We start from the raw sequence: 24339 nt of genomic DNA on the forward strand, positions 1-24339 counted from the left end.
ACTTACTTTATACAATATAGATATATTAAGCATACATAAACGCTTAATAAATTTTTTTTAAGGAGAAGTAATATGAATAGATGTGAAGGTATATTATCAGCTCTAATGACCCCATTTACCAAAGAAGGTAAATTGGACGAAAACGTTTTAAGGAAGTATGTAAGACATAATATAGACCACATGAAAGTAGACGGTTTATATGTAGGAGGTTCTACAGGAGAGGGACTTCTTATGTCTAAAGAAGAAAGAATGGCAGTTTTTGAAATAACAAAAGAAGAGGTAGCCGGCAAAATTCCTCTTATTGCTCATGTAGGTACGTTAAATCTTAATGAAGCATGTGAAATGGCAAATAAAGCTGAAGAATTAGGTTATGATTTGATTTCTGCTGTTACTCCATACTATTATCCATTTTCTTTTGCTGATATAAGCAAATATTATAATACTATATTAAACTCTACAAGTAAAACTCCTATTGTAATATATTTCTTGCCTACGCTTTCAAACAATAGTATATCATTAGACGATTTCGGAAAATTATTTGAAAATGACAGAGTAATGGGTATAAAATACACTTCATCTGATTTGTTTTTACTTGAAAGATTAAAACAAAAATTCCCTACAAAAATGATGTGGGCCGGTTTTGATGAATTATTAATAGCTTATGCTTCTTATGGTTTAAGATCTGGTATTGGTTCTACTTACAATATTCAGGCTCCGTTGGCTAAAAAAGTTATAGAAGCTGTTGAAAAAAAAGATATGGAAGAAGCTTTAAAAATTCAGCATGATATGAATGATGTAATATCAACTTTATTAAAAGTAGGCATATATCCGGCTCTTAAAGAGTGCATTACTTTCTACGATCCTTCTGCCGTTTCTTACTGCAGAGCTCCTATGGGTTCAAAACCTCTTGGCGACAGTGAAAAATCTTTATTAAAGGATATGTTTGAGAAATATTTGTCTAAACTATAATTGGATTTTATTTTATACATTTGTGTTCGCGTGTGCATAACTGTATTTTTTAATTATTATAAAAGGATTTATTTATGATACTAAAACCAATAAAAAGTGAATTTAATCAGTATTTTCATGACACTATATGGAAAGCAAAAAACTATATCAGAGAGCATTATAATGAATTAAAAAAACTTCCTAACGGCAGACATTCTTTAGATAAAGAAATTTGCGAAGGTGCTTTTGTTAATGTTACAGAGTACGATAATAAAGACAATCCGCCTTGGGAATCACATTTGAAGTTTGTTGATGTTCAGATTATATTTGAAGGAGCTGAAGATTTTATAATAGCAAATACTTCTGAATTAAAGCCTAAAACTTATGATGAAAAAACAGATTACCATGATTGGGAAGGTGAGGGAACTGTACGTTTAACTTTATCTCAAGGAGAAATGCTTATACTTCTTCCTTATGATGCCCATAGAGTAGGACTTCCCCCAAAAACAGGAAAAACTCATGTTAAAAAAGCTATAGTAAAAGTTCCTTATAAAGGTTAATAAAAATTAATAAGAAAAAATTAAAGACTGATACTTTGTTTAAAGTGTCGGTCTTTTTTATTAATATATTTGTTTAATAACTTTAATATATAATGTTTTAAAGTTTAGTGTGATTTTTATTTTTATCAATCCAAGTTCTTTTAGATGCTGTACAAAATAGGAAAGCAAAAAAACTCATATTTCTATAACAAAATAATAACTTATGGAGAATATAAAACGTTTGTTTATATATAATTTATAATAAGATAACAAGGTGAAAAATTATTTGTTAATAGTTTTGAAACAAGTATAATAAATTGATATTGACAAATATTAAAATATATTGTATGCTATGTGCAAATAAGGTAGGGCTTGTATTAGTTCTTTAATATAAGATTTCCGATAAACTTCGATAATTTACTCTTTTAATATTCAAAAACGAAGACTGGCTGCCTGTCCAGTGATAATCATTTTTTATAAAAAGGAGAATTATATTTTATGAAGGTTATAGGTATAGTTGCCGGAAGACATAATGGTAATAGTGAAATTTTAGTAAAACAGGCCTTAACAGCTGTTAAAGATGCAGGCGGTGAAGCAGTACTTATTAATTTGTTTGACTACAATATAAAACCCTGCTCAGGATGCGAATCTTGTACTATAGCTATGGGTAAAATTTTTAAAGAGGGCGGTGAATATAAGGGCTGTATCTATAAAGAAAAAGATGATATGGATAAAATAGTAAGCGTTATGAATGAATGTCAGGGCATAATAGTAGGCTGTCCTACATATGATTTGCTTCCATCTTCTTTATATTTATCTTTTGCTCAGAGATTTTTAGCTTATGAATTATCATTCAGAATACAGATTGGGCAGGTAAAAGAAGACCCTCATACAGTAGCTGGACTTATAGGAGTTGGTGGTTCTAAACATGATTGGCAGACTATGAGTTTGGAAGGGCTTGCTGCTACAATGTTTACTCAGTCTATGACAGTTGTTGATATGTATTTAGCTACAAGCGTTGGAAGACCTGGTAATGTTTTGATACATAAAGACTATTTAGAAAGAGCCTATCAAATGGGTAAAAATATAGTAGAGGCAATAAACACTCCAGTTGAAGAGAGAAAATGGCTTGGGGATCCTAATTTGGGATTATGTCCTAGATGTCATTCTTCTTTAATATATCCGGGTGATGAGCATTGGGACGGAGTTAAGTTTAATTTTGAATGTGCTGTATGCGGTGCTGGGGGAGATTTAGTTAAAGATGAAGACGGAAAATATAAATTTGTTATTGCTGAAAACGGACTTATAAGAGACAGAAATATTAATGAAGCAAGGGCAGTTCATTTGCAAGAGATACTTCATACAAGAGAGAATTTTATGTCTCAAAAAAGTGAAATAGAAGAAGAATATAAAAGATTCAGAGAAATGAAATTTGAAACTATAAAATAGCCGTTAATAAAACTTTTTCAATAAATAAATAAAAATAAGCACTATGATAATATTTTTTCTTATCATAGTGCTTTTTTGTTTATAAATTATTTTGTATATTTTTCGTCAGCTTTATACTCTGTATGTAAGAAGTGATGGGCTCTCTCTCCAAGAGGTTTTCCAAGAAAATCGTCATAAAGTTTTTTAAGATTTTCATTTTCATGAGAGCATCTATGTTTAACAACCTTTTTATCTTCATCATACAGACCTTTAGCTCTATCAGTTCTAGTTTGATTTGTAGTTCCATAAGGCTGACCGCCTCCTCCTACACAGCCTCCCTGACAAGCCATAACTTCTATAAAGTTGTAAGGAGGATTTTCACCTTTTTGTTTTGCTTCTCTCATCTCCTGCATTACAGCATCAACATTATGAAGTCCATTAACAACAGCTATTTTTACATCTTTATCAAGCACTTTGACAGCAGCTCTTTTAACTCCTTCAAGTCCTCTAACCTCTTCAAAATCAACATTATCAAGATTAGTACCTGATATGATATTATAAGCGGTTCTTAAAGCAGCCTCCATAACTCCGCCAGTAGCACCGAATATAGTACCAGCTCCAGAGTATTCTCCTAATATGCTGTCAGATTCTTCAGGCTCTATTCCAGCTACATCTATACCATAGTGTTTTATCATTCTTGCAAACTCTCTTGTAGTAAGCACAACATCAACATCTTTATATCCGCTTGAATACATAGTTTCATTTTTTCTTATTTCATTTTTCTTAGCAGTACAAGGCATTATAGATACATTAAAAATAGTGAATGGGTCTACATTTGCTTTTTCAGAATAATATGTTTTAGTCATAGGTGCTAACATCATATGAGGTGATTTTGCACTTGAAACATTATCAAGTAAGTCCGGATAATATTCTTCTACGTATTTTACCCAAGCAGGACAGCAGGAGGTTGTCATAGCAGATGTTCCATTACTTTCTGTAAATCTTTTTACAAACTCATGAGCTTCTTCCATAATAGTCATATCCGCCCCGAAATTAGTATCGAATATAGCATCGAATCCCATCAAACGCATAGCAGCATATATTTTTCCAGTGATATTATCTCCGGGTTTAAGACCGAAATATTCTCCTAAGGCAACCCTTACAGAAGGAGCCATTTGAACTGTAACATAAGTATTAGGATCATCAATAGCCGCTTCAACTTCTTTAGTTTGATCTTTTTCATATATAGCAGCAACAGGACAGTGAGCAGCACATTGTCCGCAGTCTACGCAAGGAGAATCTTTTAATGAAACAGCACTAGGAGCAAAATAAGTATCAAATCCTCTATTAACAAAACCCAAAGCATGTACTCTCTGCATTTCCTGACAAACTACAACACATCTTCCGCATTTAATACATTTTTCCGGATTAAGTACAATGCTTCCTGCAGATTCATCTCTAGGGTGATTTTGTTTTATATTATCATATTTAGAGTTTCTAACCCCAAAGTCAGCAGCAGCAGTTTGAAGTTCGCATTCTCCGTTTCTTATGCAGTTTAAACAATCATTAGGGTGAGCAGACAATACTAATTCAAGTACTCCTTTTCTTACAGTATTAATTTCTGCATCATGTGTGATAATATCCATTCCTTCTTCTACAATCATAGAGCATGATCTTACATATTTATTTCCCTGATTTGCTAATTTTACAACACATATCCCGCATGCTGATGTAGGCGGTATATCAGGGTGATAACATAATGAAGGAATTTTTATTCCCAATTTTTTTGCCGCCTTTAATATAGTAAGACCTTCTTCTACTTCTATTTGTTTTCCGTTTATTTTTATTTTAACCATAATTTTTACACTCCTTTAATTTACTCTCATTAATTCTTTTTAGGAACAGGCGGAGTAAATATACCAGCTCTGTACTCATCTTCAAAATGCTTAAGTGTAGACATTACAGGATTGGCCGCAGTAGAACCTAATGCACATAATGAAGCCTTTCTCATAGTTAAAGCAATATCTTTTAATTTTTGTATATCATCTTCTTTAGCTCTTTTTTTGGTAAACTTTTCTAATATTTTAAGCATCTGCATTCCTCCCACTCTGCAAGGCACACATTTTCCGCAGCTTTCATCAACACAGAAGCCAAGATAGAATTTAGCAAAATCAACCATATTGCTGTCTTCATCAATTACAATCATACCGCCAGAGCCCATCATAGAACCTAATTCCACTAAATTATCAAAATCTATATGAGTTCCAAATAATGATTCCGGAAGTATTCCTCCGGAAGGTCCTCCAGTTTGAACACCTTTAACAAACTTATCATTAGGTATTCCGCCTCCTATATCAAATACTATCTCTCTGATAGTAGTACCCATAGGCACCTCTACAAGCCCGGATACATTAACGTTGCCTGTTAAAGCAAATACTTTAGTTCCTTTAGAGTTTTCTGTACCGATAGATGCAAACCAGTTTCCGCCGTTATTAATAATGGCTGTAACATTAGCAAATGTTTCTACATTATTAATTACAGTAGGATATTCAAACAAACCTTTTATGGCAGGGAAAGGAGGTCTTGGTCTTGGAGTTCCTCTGTTTCCTTCTATAGAAGCAAGAAGTGCTGTTTCCTCTCCGCATACAAAAGCACCTGCTCCAAGTCTTATATCCAAATCAAATGAGAAATTACTTCCTAGTATATTTTGACCTAATAAGCCGTAATTATAAGCCTGTTCTAATGCTATTTTCACTCTGTCTACAGCAAGTCCGTATTCTGCTCTTATATACAAATATCCTTTGCTTGCTCCTACGGTATATCCTGCTATAGTCATAGCTTCTATTACAGAATGAGGGTCTCCTTCAAGTATGCTTCTGTCCATATAAGCACCGGGGTCTCCTTCATCTGCATTGCATACTATGTATTTCTGCTCTGCTTCTACACCTTTAGTAAAGCTCCATTTCTTCCAAGTAGGAAATCCAGCTCCGCCGCGTCCTCTAAGACCTGAAATCTGCATTTCTTTTAGAACTTCATCTGGAGTCATTTCAAATAGTGCTTTGGATAATGCTTTATAACCGTCATTGCCTATATATTCATCTATATTTTCTGGGTCTATCATACCGCAGTTTTTTAATACTATTCTTCTTTGTTTCTGATAGAAGTTAATCTCTTTTGAGAAATCTCTATGTTCTCTTTGTTCTTTATAAAGTATTCTTAAAAGAAGTTCTCCTTTCATTATATGTTTTTCTATAATATCTTTTGCATGTGCTGGTTCTACATGCGTATAAAAAACTCTTCCCGGCATTATTTTTACAACAGGACCCTGACTGCAGAAACCAAAGCATCCTGTTTTTACAACTAATACATCATTTTCTATACCATTTTTTTCTGCATACTCTTTTAATAGTCTTACTATTTCATCGCTTTTATTAGACTCGCATGCAGTACCTCCGCATACAAGTATATGATATTTATGAGATTCAGATGATTCTGTACCTTTTCTTAAAGCTATTTCTTTAGCCTTGTTAATTCTATGTTCTTCTAACTTTTTTCTGTCTAATTTTTCTGTCATTTTTTTCTCCATTAATCTTTTTTATCTTCTATAAACTTTGATATATCATCAACAACTACTCTTCCAGATACATCTCCATTAAATGTAATAACTGGAGCCAAACCGCAGCAGCCTATACATCTAACTTCTTCTAATTTGTATTTTCTATCAGCTGAGTATTTTTGATCGCCTTTAAGATTTAATTTTCTTTTGATTTCTTCTACTAATTGTCCGCCCCCTTTTAAATAGCATGCTGTACCCATACATACAGCTATATTATTTTCTGCAGGCGGTTCCATTGTAAAGTAGTTATAAAATGTAAGAATTTCATAGATTCTTGCTAGCGGAATATTTATTTGTTCAGATACATATTTAGCAACATTTCTAGGAACATAGCCGTAATGTTTTTGAATGCCATGACAAATCATTATAAGATTACCTTCAGCATCTTTCCATTTTTCAACTAAAGCCTTTATTTCATCAGCAATGGATTCTTCGGTCAACAAAGATACATCTTCACTCATTATATTATACCTCCATTATACAATATAAATGTAATTTAAAACTATACTTAAATAGTATAGGAAAAAATAATTTCAAATTCAATAAAATTATTTCCTATAGAATATTTTTTTTCATTTTTTTAGTATATTAATGACGTTTTTAGTATGATTTATTAACTATTTTATATTAAATACTATTCTTTTGTGGTTTTTATAATTGTAATAATATTAAATAATAATGTGTTAATTGATAATATTGTACTAATAAGTATTTAGTATAGAAAATTATCTTTTTCCAGAAGCGTATTCTAAAGTATTGATATCCAAAATCTCTCTGTGCGGTTTAAGTAAAGATTTTTCATATTGGCATTTCCACTGTACATTTTCAAATATGCTTTGTATAGTGTCGCCGCTTTTTATAATATCTCCCTTATCAAATATATAAGCTGCTATATTTAAAGCATGTGATATAACTTCATTTACATTTAAATCATGGAAATGATATTGTATATCTGGAAGTCCTATAGCATACATTCCTAAAGTATCAACTATAATATCATTAGAGTTTTGTACATTAAAAAGCCTTATATTTACACCTGAAAGTAAAAATCTAAAATCTTTTGGATAATTATTATTAAGTATCTGTTCTGGTAAAAGAAGTTTTCCGCTTTGTTCATTATATACAGCTATGCATTTATCAAAAAGCTGTAATGATACATAAAGCCAATTATTTAAAAGTGATGCTCTATCTTTATAATCAAGACCAGCTGCCAGAAAATCGCTAAGCATTATTTCGTAATTACAGTTTTTTATTAATTCTTTAGGCTCTTTTATATCCCACATCTGACTATAATAATAGTCGCTTATTGAAGTATAATCAAATTCCATAGCATTAGGCATCAATATCTGTGCTGGAACTTCTTTATCATCTTTATATTTTACTTTCAAATCATTTATTGCTATACTGTAAATTCCATTATCAGATGATACAATATCAATATCTTCATAATACTTTTTTATTTTTTGTTTTACAAGTTCTATATTAGGAAGAGTTGGCTTTTCTTCAAATAAAAGTTTATAAAAATACACATGCGAAAAACTAGCTTCATCATGGTTTACGCTTTTATGATTAGTATTAGGATTAACTTCTTTTTTATCTTTCATATATGAATACTCCTACTAATATATTACTATATTTTTTAATAAAAGCAATTTATTATTTTTTTACTGGTACAAGATAAGTGAAATCAAATTTTAGCGTCTGATCATATCTTATCCCTATTTCATTTTTTTCATTAAGGAACAGACCATTAACAAAACCAAGTCCCAAAACTATACCATTATCAAATACAAAGTCTTTTCTTATGTTAAGCCCAAAATAAAAAGGAACTCTGTAAAAAGGATCTCCTTCTACACTTATAAACTTATGTTTTTTATTTATATACCAGCCTGAAACAAATATTATAGGCTCTATTTCAAACCAAGTTTTTACAGGTATTGTTCCTCTTAAAAAAATCCCATGACCAAATACTCCGGGCTCATTATCTCTGTCTGCTAAATTATAAGAAGCCATATAAAGTACAGATACATAATAGCTGTTAATACCTATAGCTCCTACATAGTTTTCAGTAATAGCAGGGCTTCCGGGAACAAATGGGTATTCATGTCCTCCATTATGCCAATAATGTATACCTATATAAGGAGTTGCTATATCATGAGCAAAATCCATAGCATAGGTAACTCCAACATCAAATCTTTCTCTATGTTTGGCATTATGCTGTATCTGCCAATTCATATATATTTCGCCTTTACCGCCTTTAAACCATTCAAAAGAAGCTCCATATTCATAATAACCATGAGTGAATGGTTCATTATATTTGTACTCTTCTGGTCCTTTTGCTATTAATGTATTATCTGGAGTCGAACGTACAACCGGCGTCATATCCATTAAAGGATCTCTTATAGGTGCCGGCAGATTATGTCCGCCTGTCATAGTTCCTATTCTAAGAGAAATATATTCATTAGATAATTGCGTAGTAACTATTGGAAAAACTCTTATACCCTGAGGAAATTCAAAAGTAAATGGGAAAAATATTGAAGCTCCTACTCTTAAGCTAATAAAATCATTAAACTTTATATCAAAGGCTCCTTCTGTGAAATTTTCAAAATATGTTAATGTTGTTCTTGTATCCTGCCATAAGGTGTTTTCAGCATTATATGCATATGAACTTGTAAATAATCTGAAATCTACTGTTGTTTCTGCATATATATTAAAAAATATCATCATAAATGATACTAAACTAAAAGAAATAAAACGTTTCATAAGCTGCCTCTGATTTTTCATAAATAATATGAGAAATGATTATATCATAGTTAACATAAAATTACAATTATGATAACTATATATAAGTGCTTTCGCAGAAAAAATTTTAGGAGTACGGAATTAAGTATTGATGTTTGCTATAAAAATGTATATTTATTTTATGATATATCTATTATCTAAACAAAATTTAATAAATTCATGCATATTAGAAATATTTTTTACTTTTAAAAGTTTTTCATAAAATTCTTCTATTTGAATAGTATCACTTTTTATATATTTATCATCCGTTGGAAATATCTTTATATAATTCTTTTTATCTTTTTTATTTTTTATAGTATTTTTATCAATAACTTTAGATTTAACCAATACATCTTCTAGCTTTGTAATATTATATATAGGACTATATAATCATAAGCCCAATAATTCTTAAACATATTTTTATTGATAAAATTATTTTTTTCTTCCTCATTTTTGCAGTCATCTGTATCCATTATTATAAAAATTTTAAAATCTTTGTCTATTATTGTTTTATTATCTTTAATTTCTAAATTATCTTTATATGTATTTTTAAAATGATCCAGTGTATTAATATCTTTGCCTTTTAATCTTTTCATTATACTTTAAATTTGTATAGAATGTTTTCCATTATCTTTAGATATAATATCAATTTTTAATTTTAAATTATTTTTTATAAAATCACACATTTGTAATTCAGATTTTCCATGAACAATAACTATAGCTTTAAGATAATTTCCTTTATAGGACATATAGTTATTCCTCCAATATATCTTTGAAATCTATATCAGAAACAATTGGAATTCCGTAGTAGATACCTTTCAAATACCTTTTTCTAAAGTTTATATTTGGGTGTTCTTTTTCATAATCTGTTATAGGAACTAGTATTTTTTTTCCTTCACTGTCTATATTAAAAATATATATACATTCTTTTTTTATATCTGACTCTAAAATAGTTGTATTATGTGTTGTTAATATAAATTGTCCTTTAATATTACTAAATAATGATTCTAATAATGATGCAGTTAAAAGATCATGTATACCACTGTCTAATTCATCTATTGCTACTATACTATTTTTTTTCGTAGATGATATTATTAATTGAAATAAATCAAGCAGTTTTTGTGTACCTGTTGATTCTAATTTAAATTTTATATCTATGATCTTACCATATATTTGTTTTTTTATAAATAAATTATAATTAATTTTATTATCTTTTATCTCTCTTTTGTAATATACTTTTTTTATATCACTATATATAGAAGTAAAAAAGTTATTTAATACGTTTTCTGTATGATTGAGTTTTTCTTCTTCATCTATTTTAATAGCTCCGTTATTCATAATAGAAATAAATTTTTTATCTATACTTATTTTTCTTTTTTCTGTATTGCTTCCATTTTTTATATAAATAGACATTGATAAAAAATATTTAATAATATCAAATATATTATTATTTATATTTTTTGATATATATTTTTTTGTTTTGTCTTCCTGTTCAAATAATAGAATAGATAAAAATGAATGCTTACCCCAAAATTTATCTACTAAATCTTTTATTTCATTTAAATATTTATCAGATTTAAATAATGATTGATTTATATAATTATCTTTACTATTAGGATATAATTCAAAATATTTTGTTTTATTTTTTTCTAAAACATATTCTAATTTTTCTTTAACAATACTTTCATTATTAGTCTCTATATAATATACTCCATTTTTGCCATTTAGTTTAAAACCAAATTCTAAAATCATATTGTCTTTAGAACAAATAGTTTTATTTTCTTTTATTATACTATCAAGTGTTTTAAATTTTTCTTTCAATAAATTAATTATTATTTTTAAAGATTTATTATTTTCATTATTATTTATCATTTTATCAAAATCAGATATTCGGGTATTAAATTCATCTACATTAATTTTTGTATTTAATGTTTCAAATAATGTAAAAAATGCATTTATAAAATTACTTTTACCAGCACCATTTTCTCCATAAATTATAATCATTTTTTTAGGATTATTCTTTGATGATGTTAAATCTACTTCAAAATCAACTAATGATTTATAATTTTTAAGTTTTACATAAGTAAACATTGTATTTCAGCCTTTATTTTTTTAGTTTTTATGACATTTTATAATAAATTTGGCAAAAATCAAGTATAAAATAAAATTACTCTTTACAATAACGCATTTTGTATTATAATGTATTATTGTTTTTATTTTTTTGGAACAATAAAAACTATTAAAAAACTATTATTAGGAGTTGCTGTAATGATTAAAAGAGCATTGATATCCGTATTTTATAAAGACGGAATATTAGAGTTTGCTAAGTTTTTAGCTTCAAAAAATGTGGAAATAGTTTCCACAGGGGGAACTTATAAATATTTAAAAGAGAATGGTATAAATGTTATAGAGGTTGCTGAAGTTACAGGTGCTAAAGAAATGCTTGACGGCAGAGTAAAAACTTTAGACCCTAAAATACATGGAGCAATACTTGCTATAAGAGATAATCCAACTCATATGGAAACTATTAAAGAAAGAGGAATCACTCCTATAGATATGGTAATAGTTAATCTTTATCCTTTCTTTGAAAAGGTACAAGATGACGGTTTGAAGTTTGAGGAAAAAATAGAGTTTATAGATATAGGCGGACCTACAATGCTTCGTTCTGCTGCTAAATCTTTCAAAGATGTTGTTGTTATAAGCGATGTTAAAGATTACGATTTGGTTAAAAATGAGATGGAAAAAGGAGAAGTGAGTTTTGAAACTAAAAAATATTTAGCTTCTAAAGTATTTAATTTAACTTCTGCTTATGATGCTGCAGTGTCTGAGTTTATGTTTAATTCATTAGAAAATAAAGAAGATAAAAAACTTAATTATCTAAATATGTCTTATGCATTAGAGGAAAAATTAAGATACGGAGAGAATCCTCATCAGGGAGCAAGCTACTATGTATCAACTACAGATAAAGGCTCTATGAAAGGTTTTGAACAATTAAATGGAAAAGAGCTTTCATTTAATAATATTAGAGATATGGATATAGCTTTAAAAATAGTGCTTGAATTTGATGAAGCTAAAAATGAATATGCTTGTTCTGCAATAAAACATTCTACTCCTTGCGGTGCTGCTTTAGGTTCTAATGTGCTTGAGGCTTATACTAGAACTTATAACTGCGATCCTACTTCTATATTCGGAGGTATTGTTGCTTTTAATACTACAGTAGATGAGGCAACAGCAAAAGAGCTTGTTAAAATATTTTTGGAAATTGTTATTGCTAAAGACTTTACTAAAGAGGCTTTGGAAGTATTAAAAACAAAAAATAATTTAAGAGTTATAAAATATAAAACTAATACAAGTGATAAAATCAATCTTGTTAAAGTAGACGGAGGATTACTTGTTCAAGATGAGGATAGTGTTTTAGTAGAAGATTATAAAGTTGTAACTGAGAAAAAACCTACCGAAGAAGAGATGAAAAATTTAATATTCGGAATGAAGGTTGTAAAATATGCTAAATCAAATGCTATAGTGGTAATAAAAGACTTTATGGCTAAAGGTATAGGAAGCGGACAGACTAATAGAATATGGGCATGCGAAGATGCTTTGGAACGTGCTGGAGACGGAGTTGTAATGGCATCTGATGCATTTTTCCCATTCAGAGACGTTGTTGATGCTTGTGCTAAATACAATATTAAGGCTATAATTCAGCCGGGCGGATCTATTAGAGATAAAGAATCAATAGAAGCATGCAATGAACATGGTATTGCTATGGTATTTACTGGTATAAGACATTTTAAACATTAATTAATTTTATAATGTTAATTTGATTAGAAAAATAAGAGTGAAGTTAATTTTTTAATTAACTTCACTCTTTTATATCATAGGAATTTATTATAAAGATAAATACGTATTTTCTTTTATTAGACTTGTTTCAAAAGTACTTGACAAAATTATATATAAAATTTTAATAATTTATAAGTTATCAAAGCAATGTTTTATATGTTGTATAATTTATTTTTTTAGTATATAAATATGCAGTCTTTCGCGACTGCGGGCTGTGCCTGCTTCTTTGGGTCACCACCGAGTAGGTGCCTAGGCGGCAAAAGAAGTGGGGTCTGGGGCAAAGCCCCAGTTATAAAAATAAAAATACTAAAAATTGAAATAGTATAAATATTTATTAATTTAGTTTTGAAACAAGTCTAATTTTAATTTGATTAGAAAAATAAGAGTGAAGTTAATTTTTTAATTAACTTCACTCTTTCATATCATAGGAATTTATTATAAAGATAAAAATGTATTTTCTTTTATTGTATTTTGTTTTAAATTATTTTAAAACTGATGAAAGCTGAAAATATCCTGCCCCTCTAAGATTATTAATATTAGTAAAACCTAATTTATACATACGCATAGAAGCCATTCCAGAACGGCTACCGCTTGCACAGTACACTATATATTCTTTGTTTTTATCGAGTTTAGACATTTTTTCATTAAATTTGCTGTCATCTAATGGTATGTTTACACTGTTTTTTATATATCCGCTTTGCTGTACTTCTGCGTAGCTTCTTACATCTATTAAGCCTATGTTTTTGTTATTTTTGTATAATGATGCTGCTTCATTTATATTTATATTTTTAAACTTGCCCTTGCTCATTATATTAAATATAATTTTTCTCACAAAGCTTAATACTATAAATGTTATTACTAATCCTATTATTAAAGTTAAAGTATTATTCATTATATACCCCCTGTATGTATAATAATATTATATCATAGAGGGAATTAAATTTCAATTAGTTAGCTTAATTTATTTAAATAAATTTCACACATTATAAAAATCATCTAAATTATAAGCATCATTCCAAAATCTGTACTCCCAAACAAATGCTATATCAAAAGAAACTATCATTTTTTCTTTAACATAATTGGAAGCATTATTATATAAATCATCAATAATTTTAATCATATTCTCTGTTGATTTTGAAAACTCTTCATCTGCATAAGCATCAATCCAAGTTTTGTATGGATTATTTTCAATTTTCGCATTTTCTTTTATGTATTTTCCTATTTCATTATATATCCAAAAACATGGTAGTATAGAAGCAGCAGAAGCCTCAAAAGCTTCAGTATGTGCTGTATTTATTAAAAAACTTGTATAACCTAGATTGGCAGTTGTAATTTTATTCGTATTTTTTAATTTAAAAGTGTCTCTGAAATATTTATGTACAATTTCTTCTTCTACTATATAGGCATTCATAGATGATTTTAAAAAAGCAATAGCATAATCTGCATTATTATTTATTTTTGAAGAGATTGTTGCTAATACTTTAGAGTAGTATTTTAAATATAGGCTGTCTTGTTCTATATAGTAGGCAAATTTTTCTTTATTTAAAGTACCTTCCATAAGTTCTTTATTAAATGGCATATCAATTATTTTTTTATATAGCCCTTCATTTTTTTTCCATACCATTTCTGAAAATTTCATTTTACTCTCCTTTTTATTTTGTTTGATTATTAGTTTTTATTTTATCAAGTATTATTTTATTATTATGCTATTTTTCTATATACGCATAGTTAAACTTATATCTGCCCAAAGGCTCATCAATATAATTTTTTAATTTTGGGTTAACTACCAAAAAGTCAGTCCTGTATATAAAAGGTATAATAGGTACTTCTTCAAAAAGTATAGATTCCGCTTCTTTTAATGCTTCCATTCGCTTATTGGCATTTGTTGCGGTAATGGCAAAATCTATTAAAGAATCGTATCTTGCATTAGAAAATCCTCCATAATTTATATCGCTATCGCTTGTCATAATCTGAAGCATAGTAAGAGGATCATTATAATCACCTGTCCAGCTTGTTCTAGCCATTTGATAATTTCCAGATTCTCTAAAAGGCAAAGTTATTTTTGATTCTTCTGTTCTTACAGCTACTTCTATATTAAGTGATTCTTTCCACATTTGCTGTACTGCTTCCATTACTGTAGTATAAAATCCTGATGATACTTTTAACTCTAAAATAGGAAAGTTTTCTCCGTTTGGGTATCCTGCTTCGGCTAATAATTTTCTTGCCTCTTCAACATTTTGATTATAATTATTAGCTATAATATAATTACTACTTTCTTCTCTGAATGATTTTTCAAGTCCTCTTACTGCAGGCGGTACGAATGCTTCTGCTGCTATTAATTTACCATATCCTATATTTGATACTATATAGTTTCTGTCTATTGCTAATGATAATGCTTTTCTCGCTCTTTTATCAGATAGTATTTTATCTTTAGTATTTAAGTCTATATAATAAGTGCCTATGATATCGCTTACTGCCATTAGATTTTCTTTTATAAGATTTTCTATCTCTCCTATAGGGGGAGCATTTATAGAAAAATCAACATCTCCTGTTCTTACAGCATTAAGTGAAATATATTCATCAGCTATCAAAACAAAATTAATTTTTTTAGCAACTTGATTTGTATAATTCCAATAATTAGTATTAATTTCAAAAACTATTTTTTCATCAGGTTTTCTTTCTGTCATTTTATAAGCACCGTTTCCAATATATGTTTCAGGTTTCCAAGTCCAATCATCACCGTATTTTCCTATTATATCTTCTCTTACAGGCATATATACGCCTCCCGATGCAAGTAAATCAGTAAAATATATCGTAGGCTCTTCAAGTTCTATCACTAATGTATTTTCATTTATTGCCTTAACTCCTAGATTTTCTACGTTTTGTTTGCCTCTTATTATGTCTTTGGCATTTTTTATATATTCCATTAAATAGCTTAATGGAGAAGCTGTTTTTGGATCCGCTGCTCTTCTATAAGAATATACAAAATCATCAGCTGTTACTTTTTGTCCATCGCTCCATTTGGCATTATCTCTTAAATGGAATGTATATGTTAATTTATCATCACTTATATCCCATCTTTCAGCAACGCCTCCTACAATATTGCCGTTTGTATCTTTATTAAGAAGTCCCTCAAATGCATGATTAATATAAATATATCCGTAGGTTTCATCATTTAAAGCTGGGTCTATAGTATTAAGTTCATAACCCAAATTTACAGTGATTTCATCTTTGATATTTTTTGTTTGTTTTCTACAAGATATTAATGATAGAAATATTAATAATATAATGATAAATTTTTTTTTTGAAGTCATAAAAAGCTCCTTACATTAAAAATAGAGATTTTTATAACGCCGTTTGTTTTGTTTTATTGAAATTTTTAGTCTTGCTTGATATTTTTAATAAAACAAGACCAACTTTAGAAAAGTTCTCATTTTATTAATAATTTTAGAAAAGTAAAAATTAACAAAAGAGATAATTCCCTACGCTGGCATTACCCAAACAGGTTATAAGGGTCGAAGTTTTATGATGTAAAAATACAAACTTCCTCTCAGCCTTTTCAAGCTCCCCGATTTTATACTAAAAATGATATAGTATTTTTGTTTTTTTATCAATACTTATAGGGTAATAATTTATTAAATTAATCTAAAATAATTATATAGTGAGAAATATATAAATATTTGTATTATGATTAATAAAGATGCTGATACTAAAACAAGTTTATTTTCTTTTACTATCCAAATTCCATAAAATAAAAATATAGAAAATAAATATATTATAAGTGCGTATAAATATATTATTTCTTTTATTTTGAGAGTATATTTTATATTATCAATTTTTTCTGTATCTATAGCTTTATCAGTTATTAAAGTACCAAAAGGACTTCCTTTTTTATTCATTTTAATATCTTTAATAAAGTTATTATCATTAATAGTTTTTTTAGTATCTAAATATACATCATAAATATCACTGTTTCTAAAAACTTTATCATAATAGCTTATTCTAAAATGATAAGTATTATTTTCAATTAATTTTATTTCATTTAAATATCCTGTTCTAGCAATACTGCCTAGTATAATTAAAGCTAATAATAAGATTATAAATACAAATGATATTACTAATACAGGCATTGAAATTTTTTTATTTATTTTTATAAAGTTAATAAAGATTTTAAATACATTTTTTATGTTTTTAAAAAAATATAAACATATAAAAATTAAAATATATATTATAAAAGCATAAAAATATATTATATTTTTTATTTTTAGAGTATATTTTATATTATCGATTTTTTTATTTATGTCTATTGCTTTGTTAGTTGTTAAAGTACCGAAAGGACTTCCTTTTTTATCCATCTTTATATTTTTGATAAAGCTATTATCATTAATAGTATTTTTAGTATCTAAATATACATCGTAAATATCGCTGTTTCTAAAAACTTTATCATAATAGCTTATTCTAAAACGATAAGTATTATTTTCAATTAATTTTATTTCATTTAAATATCCTGTTCTATAAATACTTCCTAGAACTGAAAAAATTATTAATAATACTGCTATAAAAGCTAGAGGAAATATACAGATAAAGAAAGTTTTTTTATTTTTCATAAATAAATCCTTATAGATATTGAACCATAATTTACATGATAAATAAAAAAAATCAAGTATTTTTAATTGATTTATATATATTTGTATATTTTTCATGTTATTGATTATTGATTTTTATTTGTTATGCTATATAATGCTTTTCCATGATGAGTATTTGTTTATTTAAACCAAACCAAACCAAACCAAACCAAACCAAACCAAACCAAACCAAACCAAACCAATAGAATAGAATACCTTCGCATTTTTTTCTGGGAGTTAAATAATGTTATTTAATTCCACAGAGTTTATGATATTTTTTCCTATAACATTAATATTGTATTGGATATTTCCAAAGAAATACAGATATATTTGTTTATTCATAGCAAGCTATACATTTTATATGTTTTGGAATCCTAAATATGCTCTGCTTATGGGTACTTCTACTGTTGTAACTTTTTTAAGCGGTGTATTAATAGAAAAACTAGAATATAAAAGAACTGTTGTAGCATTTAGTTTTATTATCAATTTAGCAATTCTAATATTCTTCAAATATTTTGATTTTCTGCTTCAGAATATAAATATAGTTTTGTCAGCACTAAATATTCAGTTAATAAATAAGCCTTTTGATGTAATACTCCCAGTGGGAATATCTTTTTATACATTTCAGGCATTAAGCTACACAATAGATGTTTACAGAGGTGAAATAAAGTCTGAGAAAAATATTATTAAGTATGCATTATTTGTATCGTTCTTTCCGCAATTGGTGGCTGGTCCTATAGAGCGTTCTAAAAATTTGCTTATTCAAATAGAGAATTTAGAAAAAGTAAAGCGATTTGATTATGATAGAATAACAGAAGGATTTACTTTAATGCTTTTTGGTTATTTTCAGAAGATGGTAATAGCGGACAGAGCAGCAATATTAGTAGATACTGTTTTTAATGGATACTATGAATACAACAGTATGGCTTTGATTTTATCAGCAGTATTTTTTGCCGTACAGATATACTGCGACTTTGGAAGCTACTCACTTATAGCAATAGGTACAGCTAAAGTTATGGGTATTAATTTGATGGAGAATTTCAATACCCCGTATTTTTCTAGAAGCGTAAAAGAATTTTGGGGAAGATGGCATATATCATTATCCACTTGGTTTAGAGATTATCTTTATATTCCATTAGGCGGAAACAGATGCTCAAACATAAGAAAAAGTTTTAATATATTAGTAACATTTTTAGTAAGCGGACTTTGGCATGGAGCTAATTTTACCTTCATAGCTTGGGGTGCTATTCATGGAATATTTCACATAATAGAAGAACAATTAAAACCTATCAAAGAAAAATATTTAAATAAATTCAAAATAAAAACAAATGCTTTTAGTTTTGCCCTCATAGAAATAATAATTACTTTCATAATAGTAGATTTAGCTTGGATATTTTTCAGGGCAGAGACTATACATGATGCCATTCATTATATACAGCGAATATTTACAAGAATAGATTTGTGGACATTATTTGACGGTACTTTATATGGCTTAGGCTTAAACATATTTGAGATGAATATTTTAATCATAGCGTTATTTATACTTATATCTTTTGATTTAGTAAAGTATATAAGAAAAGAGAGTATATTTGAATTCTTAAATAAACAGAATTTATATTTCAGATGGTTTGTGATGTTATTTTTGATTTTTTACATAATTGTTTACGGTAAATACGGAGCAGGATTTGACCCTAAGCAGTTTATATATTTTCAATTCTAATATGAGAGTTATTTATGAAAATAAAAGCTATAAAGATAATTTGTTTTGTATTAATATTTTGCGTATTGCTTCATTCTGTAAGCAGAGTATTAAGATTTAAATATAATGATGGTATTCATCAATTAGATTCTTTTTATAAATTAGAAAATAATTCTATAGATGTTTTATTATTAGGCAGCAGTCACTCTTTTATGAATATTAATTCTTTTTATTTATATAAATTATATGGCATATCTTCATTTAATTTAGCAGGCAGTATTCAGCCTTTGTGGAATACATATTTTTATTTAAAAGAAACTTTAAATACTCAAGAACCTAAATTAATAGTTTTAGAGGCTTATTTAACTTTAGCAAATTATGATTATATAGATGATTCTAGAATTATAAAAAATAATTATGGACTTAAATGTTCTATTGATAAAATAAATAGCATAATGGTAAGTTCTCCTAAAAATAGATGGTATGAATTTCTTAATCCTTTTTACCAATATCATAATAGATATTCCTCACTTACTTTTGAAGACTTTCTTAATTATAAAGGTAAAGAAAAATATAAATATGATAAAGGTTGTGTAATTTCATATAGTGTTTATAGTAATATGAAGCCTAAAGTTATTTATATTACTAATGAAATAGCTTTATATCCGAAGGTAGATAAATATTATAGAATGATAATAGAGTTGGCAAAAAATAATAATATACCTATTTTAATTGTGAAAGCACCATATTCTATTTATAATGAAAATGATCAAAAAAAGTATAATGTGGCAGAAAGGATAGCCAAAGAATATAATATTCCTTTTATTAATTTTAATTTGTATTATGATGATTATAATTTAGATTTTTCTAAAGATTTTGCTGATATTGTTCATTTAAATTATTTAGGGGCTGAAAAAGTTGCAAAATATTTGGGAAAGTATTTAAAAGATAATTATGATTTGCCAGATAGAAGAGGCGACCATAAATATTATTCTTGGGAAATGAATGCTAAATATCAGGATAAAGAGATTTATAATTTTGAATTAAAGCAATCAGCAAATTTAAATGAGTATTTAGAAAAAGTAAAAAATTCTGATGACTATGTTATAGGTATTACTATGCTTGGTAATTATCAAAATAATGATGCTGTAGTTCAAATTATATCAAAAAATTTTAATATTAATAATATATACTTACAAAATGCTTCTTATGTTATAGACAATAATAAAGTTATATACTCTTCGGAAGGCTCTAATCAGTATCTATTTCATAAAGAGATGGGAAGTTATACCGATTTGGTTGTTCAAAATGGGCAAAAATTATCTATTAATAGAGTAAATTATATTAAAACTCAAAATGGTATAAACATGGTAATTTATGATAAGTTCACAGAAGAGATAGTTGATAATATATATTTGGAATATATAGATACTGCTATTGATAGCACAATTAAAAGATAGATGTAATTCATAAAAATGATTATTATGCATACCGAAATTTATAAAAAGTTAATAATAATTTAAATTTATATTATTTAATTAATATTTTTGTTTTAATAGAATCTAAACTCAATAGTATAATAAGCGATAGCATCATCAGGCATTGAATAATCAGGATTTAACATCATCATACTAAGCATGTCTGCCTGAGCTTTACAGTACATAGCATTATAATAATCTCCAATTGAATAATAATTTCTGTATTCATACATTAATTCATCAACAGCACCTTGCTGAAGTGTTGTTCTTGCTCTAATATTTGAGTAGTCTACTAATTGTATTATTTTTCCGTTTGCATTAAAAAGCATATCATCTTTTCCAAACTGCCAAACCATAGAGTTTTCATCATAATTTACAGGTGTTAATAATGTCCAATCCTCTTCTTTTGCAGTATCAGGATTTTTATCAGTAACCATAAATATATTTTTTCCAGCATTTTTTATATGTTCTGGTTTTATAGTAAATGTTCTTTCTCCTCTATCAAATGCCTCTTTTATTTCATTTACAGGAGGTATTGGTATATAATATTTAACCATAGTAGAATCTATTATGTAATCATTATAAGTTTTATAGTAAACATTGTTATCAGATTTAACCCATTTAGGAGGTGTAGGCGTTTTTTCTCTTTTTTTTACAAGTCCAAAATCTCCGTAAAAATCAGTTGATGTAAAGTCTTTTTTTTCAAATTCAGATTTATCTATAGTATACCAGTCTCTAAAATTCTTAGTAACCCAAGTATATGGAATAGAAGAATATTTTTCAACCCAAGAACTATTTTCTTGTTTTAAAGTAACCTGACTTCCATTTCCCAAAAAAAATTCACCGCTTTTATTTGTTCTTAACTGCAATTTTGAATAATATCCCCAAGGAGTTTCTCCTAAATCTTCCCAATTATTAGCATCAGACATATCTTTTGATCTATGTATTCTATAGTATTTATTTTTACTTAAATAATAATCCGGCTGATTAAAATATCTAATACCTTCTGGATTTTCTTCGTAAAACATCTCTTCAAGCCCATATACATATATATAATCGTCTACAAGTGCCATTTGAGCTTCGCTTACCCCAAATCTTCCCTGCCAGCTTTTTGGTTTGCTTGCGTCTAATTGTGTAGGTTTTGGTAAATACATATATACATTATCAGATCTTCCATATTTAGCCCAAGTGAGTATGTCTGTGCTTCTATAGTATAAATCTGTATATATTACTTTATTATAATAATATATTTGTACATCTTTATTTAAATAATTATCTTTATACTGATAGCTTGATTTTGAAAGAGAATAGTCCCCATAGTTATAAGGTTCATATATTATTTCATTATCATTTATAACATTTGCTAAATTTAAGTAACTCCATGCACTTTCAGCATTATTACCTAAATTTTCTGCTACTATTTTTATTTCAGCATTTTCAGTTATTTCAAGTATTAATGTAGTAGAATTAATTTTTAAACTCTTATTTACAGTATCATATTTATATGAATGTTCAGCTAGTACATACCATTTTCCTCTGAAAAAAAACTTCTTTCTAAATCCTCCAAATACTAAAGTATCTGAATATTTATTTTCTTCTATGGATATTTCTATTGGTTTTAATTTGTCTGGTATTCTAAAATCAGTTGGCGGAGGAATAGTATTTGGAGATAGTATATTTATTTTTTTGCATGAAATAGCAAATAAAAAAATAGATAAAACAATTACAAGAGATTGTAAGTATATTTTTTTATTTTTCATAATACATTTCATATATGCATATTATAAATTATAAAAATAAATAATCAAATAAAATTTTATGATAAAAAATATTATAAATTATATATTACTATTAACTATTTTTTATAGTTATAATTGTATAATTTAGTATATTATTATGAGTTATATAAATGCTTTTTAATTCTACAGATTTTTTAATATTTTTTCCTATAACGCTTATTTTATATTGGATATTTCCAAAAAAATTAAGATATATATGTCTTTTTATAGCTAGTTATATATTTTATATGTTTTGGAATCCTAAATATGCATTGTTAATGGGGACATCTACTGTAGTAACTTTTTTAAGCGGTATATTAATAGAAAAATTAAAATATAAAAGAATAGTTGTAGCTTTCAGCTTTATAATAAATATTGCAATACTCGTATTTTTTAAGTATTTTGATTTTTTACTATTAAATATAAATATGATTTTATCAGCATTTAATATAAAATTAATAGAAAAACCTTTTGATATAATTTTACCAGTAGGAATATCATTTTATACATTTCAGGCATTAAGCTATACTATAGATGTTTACAGAGGCGAGATAAAATCTGAGAAAAACATTATAAAGTATGCATTGTTTGTATCATTTTTCCCGCAGTTGGTAGCAGGTCCTATAGAGCGTTCAAAACATCTGCTTGGACAGATTCAAAACATGGATAAAATAAAAAGATTCGATTATCAAAGAATAACAGAAGGACTTATTTTAATGCTTTTCGGTTATTTTCAAAAAATGGTAATAGCAGATAGGGCATCGATATTAGTAGATACTGTTTTTAATAGATATTATATTTATAACTCATCAGAATTATTATTATCAGCATTACTTTTCGCCGTGCAGATATACTGTGATTTTGCAAGCTACTCTCTTATAGCAATAGGAACCGCTAAAGTTATGGGAATAGATTTGATGGAGAACTTTAATACGCCTTACTTTGCTAGAAGTATAAAAGAGTTTTGGGGAAGATGGCATATATCATTATCTACTTGGTTTAGAGATTATCTTTATATACCTTTAGGCGGAAACAGATGCTCAAAATTAAGAAGAAGTTTTAATATATTAGTAACTTTTCTTGTAAGCGGTTTATGGCATGGAGCTAATTTTACATTTATAGCTTGGGGTGCTATTCATGGTATATGCTATTTAATAGAAGATATTACTTCAAAGTTTAGAAATAATGTTTTAAATAAATTTGGAGTGAAGGTGAAAAGTTTCAGTTTTAAACTTCTTGAAGTGATTATTACATTTATAATAGTAGATTTAGCTTGGATATTTTTTAGGGCAGAAACTATACATGACGCATTTTATTATATAAAGAGAATGTTTACTAAAATAGATTTATGGCGTTTGTTTGACGGCTCTTTATATAAATTGGGACTAGACAGTTTTGAAATGAATATACTTATAATATCTTTGATAGTGTTATTTTTAGCTGATGTTATTAAGTATATAAAGAAAGAAACTATTTATGAGTTTTTAAAAAATCAATGCTTGTATTTCAGATGGGCTGTAATATTTTTCTTGTTATTTTTTATAATCATATACGGCAAATATGGTGCAGGCTTTGATCCTAAGCAGTTTATATATTTTCAGTTTTAGGAG

21 protein-coding genes and 1 riboswitch are annotated in these 24339 nt (G+C 27.5%); of the genes, 7 read left to right on the forward strand and 14 right to left on the reverse strand.

The window, feature by feature from the left end:
- Positions 1 to 72: 72 nt before the first annotated feature.
- From BMUR_RS10825 to BMUR_RS10835, 3 genes are all read left to right on the forward strand, one after another.
- The gene (locus BMUR_RS10825) at positions 73 to 969 is read left to right on the forward strand and encodes an N-acetylneuraminate lyase (protein ID WP_013114602.1); all 897 of its coding nucleotides are present in this window, start codon (positions 73 to 75) and stop codon (positions 967 to 969) included.
- 74 nt (positions 970 to 1043) lie between these two features.
- Positions 1044 to 1508, forward strand: a complete 465-nt coding sequence (locus tag BMUR_RS10830; RefSeq protein ID WP_013114603.1) for a YhcH/YjgK/YiaL family protein — start codon at positions 1044 to 1046, stop codon at positions 1506 to 1508.
- A 477-nt stretch (positions 1509 to 1985) separates the two neighbouring features.
- Positions 1986 to 2936: a flavodoxin family protein gene (locus tag BMUR_RS10835; RefSeq protein WP_013114604.1), complete on the forward strand. Its 951-nt coding sequence runs from the start codon at positions 1986 to 1988 to the stop codon at positions 2934 to 2936.
- An 86-nt stretch (positions 2937 to 3022) separates the two neighbouring features.
- On the opposite strand, the gene BMUR_RS10840 is transcribed toward BMUR_RS10835, so the two are convergent.
- The 9 genes from BMUR_RS10840 to BMUR_RS10870 all read right to left on the reverse strand — a co-directional run bounded on the left by BMUR_RS10840 (position 3023) and on the right by BMUR_RS10870 (position 11403).
- Positions 3023 to 4771, reverse strand: coding sequence for an NADH-dependent [FeFe] hydrogenase, group A6 (locus tag BMUR_RS10840; protein WP_013114605.1), 1749 nt, complete (start codon positions 4769 to 4771; stop codon positions 3023 to 3025).
- A 29-nt stretch (positions 4772 to 4800) separates the two neighbouring features.
- A complete protein-coding gene (locus tag BMUR_RS10845; protein WP_013114606.1) occupies positions 4801 to 6489 on the reverse strand; it encodes a NuoF family protein in 1689 nt (562 codons plus the stop codon).
- An 11-nt stretch (positions 6490 to 6500) separates the two neighbouring features.
- Positions 6501 to 6992 (reverse strand): NADH-quinone oxidoreductase subunit NuoE family protein, encoded by a 492-nt coding sequence (locus BMUR_RS10850; RefSeq protein ID WP_013114607.1) that lies wholly within the window; start codon positions 6990 to 6992, stop codon positions 6501 to 6503.
- Positions 6993 to 7256: 264 nt separating this feature from the next.
- Positions 7257 to 8135: a DUF4261 domain-containing protein gene (locus BMUR_RS10855; RefSeq protein ID WP_013114608.1), complete on the reverse strand. Its 879-nt coding sequence runs from the start codon at positions 8133 to 8135 to the stop codon at positions 7257 to 7259.
- Positions 8136 to 8187: 52 nt separating this feature from the next.
- Positions 8188 to 9294: a hypothetical protein gene (locus tag BMUR_RS10860; protein ID WP_013114609.1), complete on the reverse strand. Its 1107-nt coding sequence runs from the start codon at positions 9292 to 9294 to the stop codon at positions 8188 to 8190.
- A gap of 153 nt (positions 9295 to 9447) precedes the next feature.
- On the reverse strand, positions 9448 to 9660 hold the full coding sequence (locus tag BMUR_RS15050) for a hypothetical protein (protein WP_013114610.1): 213 nt from the start codon (positions 9658 to 9660) through the stop codon (positions 9448 to 9450).
- Between the two features lie 8 nt (positions 9661 to 9668).
- Entirely contained in the window at positions 9669 to 9908 is a 240-nt protein-coding gene (locus BMUR_RS15055; RefSeq protein WP_244833439.1) for a hypothetical protein, read from the reverse strand.
- 6 nt (positions 9909 to 9914) lie between these two features.
- Entirely contained in the window at positions 9915 to 10061 is a 147-nt protein-coding gene (locus tag BMUR_RS15060) for a hypothetical protein (protein WP_181039155.1), read from the reverse strand.
- 4 nt (positions 10062 to 10065) lie between these two features.
- A complete protein-coding gene (locus BMUR_RS10870) occupies positions 10066 to 11403 on the reverse strand; it encodes an AAA family ATPase (RefSeq protein ID WP_013114611.1) in 1338 nt (445 codons plus the stop codon).
- Between the two features lie 177 nt (positions 11404 to 11580).
- On the opposite strand from BMUR_RS10870, the gene purH reads away from it, so the two are divergent.
- Complete coding sequence (gene purH, locus BMUR_RS10875) at positions 11581 to 13110, forward strand: bifunctional phosphoribosylaminoimidazolecarboxamide formyltransferase/IMP cyclohydrolase (RefSeq protein ID WP_013114612.1); 1530 nt, start codon at positions 11581 to 11583, stop codon at positions 13108 to 13110.
- Positions 13111 to 13630: 520 nt separating this feature from the next.
- On the opposite strand, the gene BMUR_RS10880 is transcribed toward purH, so the two are convergent.
- The 4 genes from BMUR_RS10880 to BMUR_RS10895 form a co-directional block, all read right to left on the reverse strand.
- Positions 13631 to 14041, reverse strand: coding sequence for a rhodanese-like domain-containing protein (locus tag BMUR_RS10880; protein ID WP_013114613.1), 411 nt, complete (start codon positions 14039 to 14041; stop codon positions 13631 to 13633).
- 84 nt (positions 14042 to 14125) lie between these two features.
- A complete protein-coding gene (locus BMUR_RS10885) occupies positions 14126 to 14788 on the reverse strand; it encodes a TenA family protein (RefSeq protein WP_013114614.1) in 663 nt (220 codons plus the stop codon).
- Positions 14789 to 14855: 67 nt separating this feature from the next.
- Positions 14856 to 16463 carry a peptide ABC transporter substrate-binding protein gene (locus tag BMUR_RS10890; RefSeq protein ID WP_013114615.1) on the reverse strand — a complete coding sequence of 536 codons (1608 nt, stop codon included), beginning with the start codon at positions 16461 to 16463 and terminating at the stop codon, positions 14856 to 14858.
- Positions 16464 to 16611: 148 nt separating this feature from the next.
- Positions 16612 to 16730: riboswitch (TPP riboswitch) on the reverse strand.
- 54 nt (positions 16731 to 16784) lie between these two features.
- On the reverse strand, positions 16785 to 17756 hold the full coding sequence (locus BMUR_RS10895) for a hypothetical protein (RefSeq protein ID WP_013114616.1): 972 nt from the start codon (positions 17754 to 17756) through the stop codon (positions 16785 to 16787).
- A gap of 262 nt (positions 17757 to 18018) precedes the next feature.
- Here BMUR_RS10895 and BMUR_RS10900 point away from each other — a divergent pair, with 262 nt between their 5' ends.
- The gene (locus BMUR_RS10900) at positions 18019 to 19494 is read left to right on the forward strand and encodes an MBOAT family O-acyltransferase (protein ID WP_013114617.1); all 1476 of its coding nucleotides are present in this window, start codon (positions 18019 to 18021) and stop codon (positions 19492 to 19494) included.
- Positions 19495 to 19508: 14 nt separating this feature from the next.
- On the forward strand, positions 19509 to 20933 hold the full coding sequence (locus BMUR_RS10905; RefSeq protein WP_013114618.1) for a hypothetical protein: 1425 nt from the start codon (positions 19509 to 19511) through the stop codon (positions 20931 to 20933).
- A 92-nt stretch (positions 20934 to 21025) separates the two neighbouring features.
- Here the strand turns inward: BMUR_RS10905 and BMUR_RS10910 are convergent, their stop codons facing one another.
- A complete protein-coding gene (locus BMUR_RS10910; RefSeq protein WP_244833441.1) occupies positions 21026 to 22711 on the reverse strand; it encodes a hypothetical protein in 1686 nt (561 codons plus the stop codon).
- A 149-nt stretch (positions 22712 to 22860) separates the two neighbouring features.
- On the opposite strand from BMUR_RS10910, the gene BMUR_RS10915 reads away from it, so the two are divergent.
- On the forward strand, positions 22861 to 24336 hold the full coding sequence (locus BMUR_RS10915) for an MBOAT family O-acyltransferase (protein WP_013114620.1): 1476 nt from the start codon (positions 22861 to 22863) through the stop codon (positions 24334 to 24336).
- The last annotated feature ends 3 nt before the right edge of the window (positions 24337 to 24339 follow it).

This window comes from Brachyspira murdochii DSM 12563 (assembly GCF_000092845.1).
In the GTDB taxonomy this organism is placed as follows: domain Bacteria; phylum Spirochaetota; class Brachyspiria; order Brachyspirales; family Brachyspiraceae; genus Brachyspira; species Brachyspira murdochii.

Excerpts from the sequence above, each read along its gene's own strand:
- BMUR_RS10830 (WP_013114603.1), top strand. The coding sequence starts at position 1,044 with ATGATACTAAAACCAATAAAAAGTGAATTTAATCAGTATTTTCATGAC.
- BMUR_RS10910 (WP_244833441.1), bottom strand. The coding sequence starts at position 22,711 with ATGAAAAATAAAAAAATATACTTACAATCTCTTGTAATTGTTTTATCT.
- BMUR_RS15060 (WP_181039155.1), bottom strand. The coding sequence starts at position 10,061 with ATGTCCTATAAAGGAAATTATCTTAAAGCTATAGTTATTGTTCATGGA.
- purH (WP_013114612.1), top strand. The coding sequence starts at position 11,581 with ATGATTAAAAGAGCATTGATATCCGTATTTTATAAAGACGGAATATTA.
- BMUR_RS10840 (WP_013114605.1), bottom strand. The coding sequence starts at position 4,771 with ATGGTTAAAATAAAAATAAACGGAAAACAAATAGAAGTAGAAGAAGGT.
- BMUR_RS10915 (WP_013114620.1), top strand. The coding sequence starts at position 22,861 with ATGCTTTTTAATTCTACAGATTTTTTAATATTTTTTCCTATAACGCTT.
- BMUR_RS10890 (WP_013114615.1), bottom strand. The coding sequence starts at position 16,463 with ATGACTTCAAAAAAAAAATTTATCATTATATTATTAATATTTCTATCA.
- BMUR_RS10895 (WP_013114616.1), bottom strand. The coding sequence starts at position 17,756 with ATGAAAAATAAAAAAACTTTCTTTATCTGTATATTTCCTCTAGCTTTT.
- BMUR_RS10855 (WP_013114608.1), bottom strand. The coding sequence starts at position 8,135 with ATGAAAGATAAAAAAGAAGTTAATCCTAATACTAATCATAAAAGCGTA.
- BMUR_RS10825 (WP_013114602.1), top strand. The coding sequence starts at position 73 with ATGAATAGATGTGAAGGTATATTATCAGCTCTAATGACCCCATTTACC.
- BMUR_RS10870 (WP_013114611.1), bottom strand. The coding sequence starts at position 11,403 with ATGTTTACTTATGTAAAACTTAAAAATTATAAATCATTAGTTGATTTT.
- BMUR_RS10880 (WP_013114613.1), bottom strand. The coding sequence starts at position 14,041 with ATGAATAATACTTTAACTTTAATAATAGGATTAGTAATAACATTTATA.
- BMUR_RS10835 (WP_013114604.1), top strand. The coding sequence starts at position 1,986 with ATGAAGGTTATAGGTATAGTTGCCGGAAGACATAATGGTAATAGTGAA.
- BMUR_RS10885 (WP_013114614.1), bottom strand. The coding sequence starts at position 14,788 with ATGAAATTTTCAGAAATGGTATGGAAAAAAAATGAAGGGCTATATAAA.
- BMUR_RS10860 (WP_013114609.1), bottom strand. The coding sequence starts at position 9,294 with ATGAAACGTTTTATTTCTTTTAGTTTAGTATCATTTATGATGATATTT.
- BMUR_RS10900 (WP_013114617.1), top strand. The coding sequence starts at position 18,019 with ATGTTATTTAATTCCACAGAGTTTATGATATTTTTTCCTATAACATTA.
- BMUR_RS10850 (WP_013114607.1), bottom strand. The coding sequence starts at position 6,992 with ATGAGTGAAGATGTATCTTTGTTGACCGAAGAATCCATTGCTGATGAA.
- BMUR_RS15055 (WP_244833439.1), bottom strand. The coding sequence starts at position 9,908 with ATGAAAAGATTAAAAGGCAAAGATATTAATACACTGGATCATTTTAAA.
- BMUR_RS10845 (WP_013114606.1), bottom strand. The coding sequence starts at position 6,489 with ATGACAGAAAAATTAGACAGAAAAAAGTTAGAAGAACATAGAATTAAC.
- BMUR_RS10905 (WP_013114618.1), top strand. The coding sequence starts at position 19,509 with ATGAAAATAAAAGCTATAAAGATAATTTGTTTTGTATTAATATTTTGC.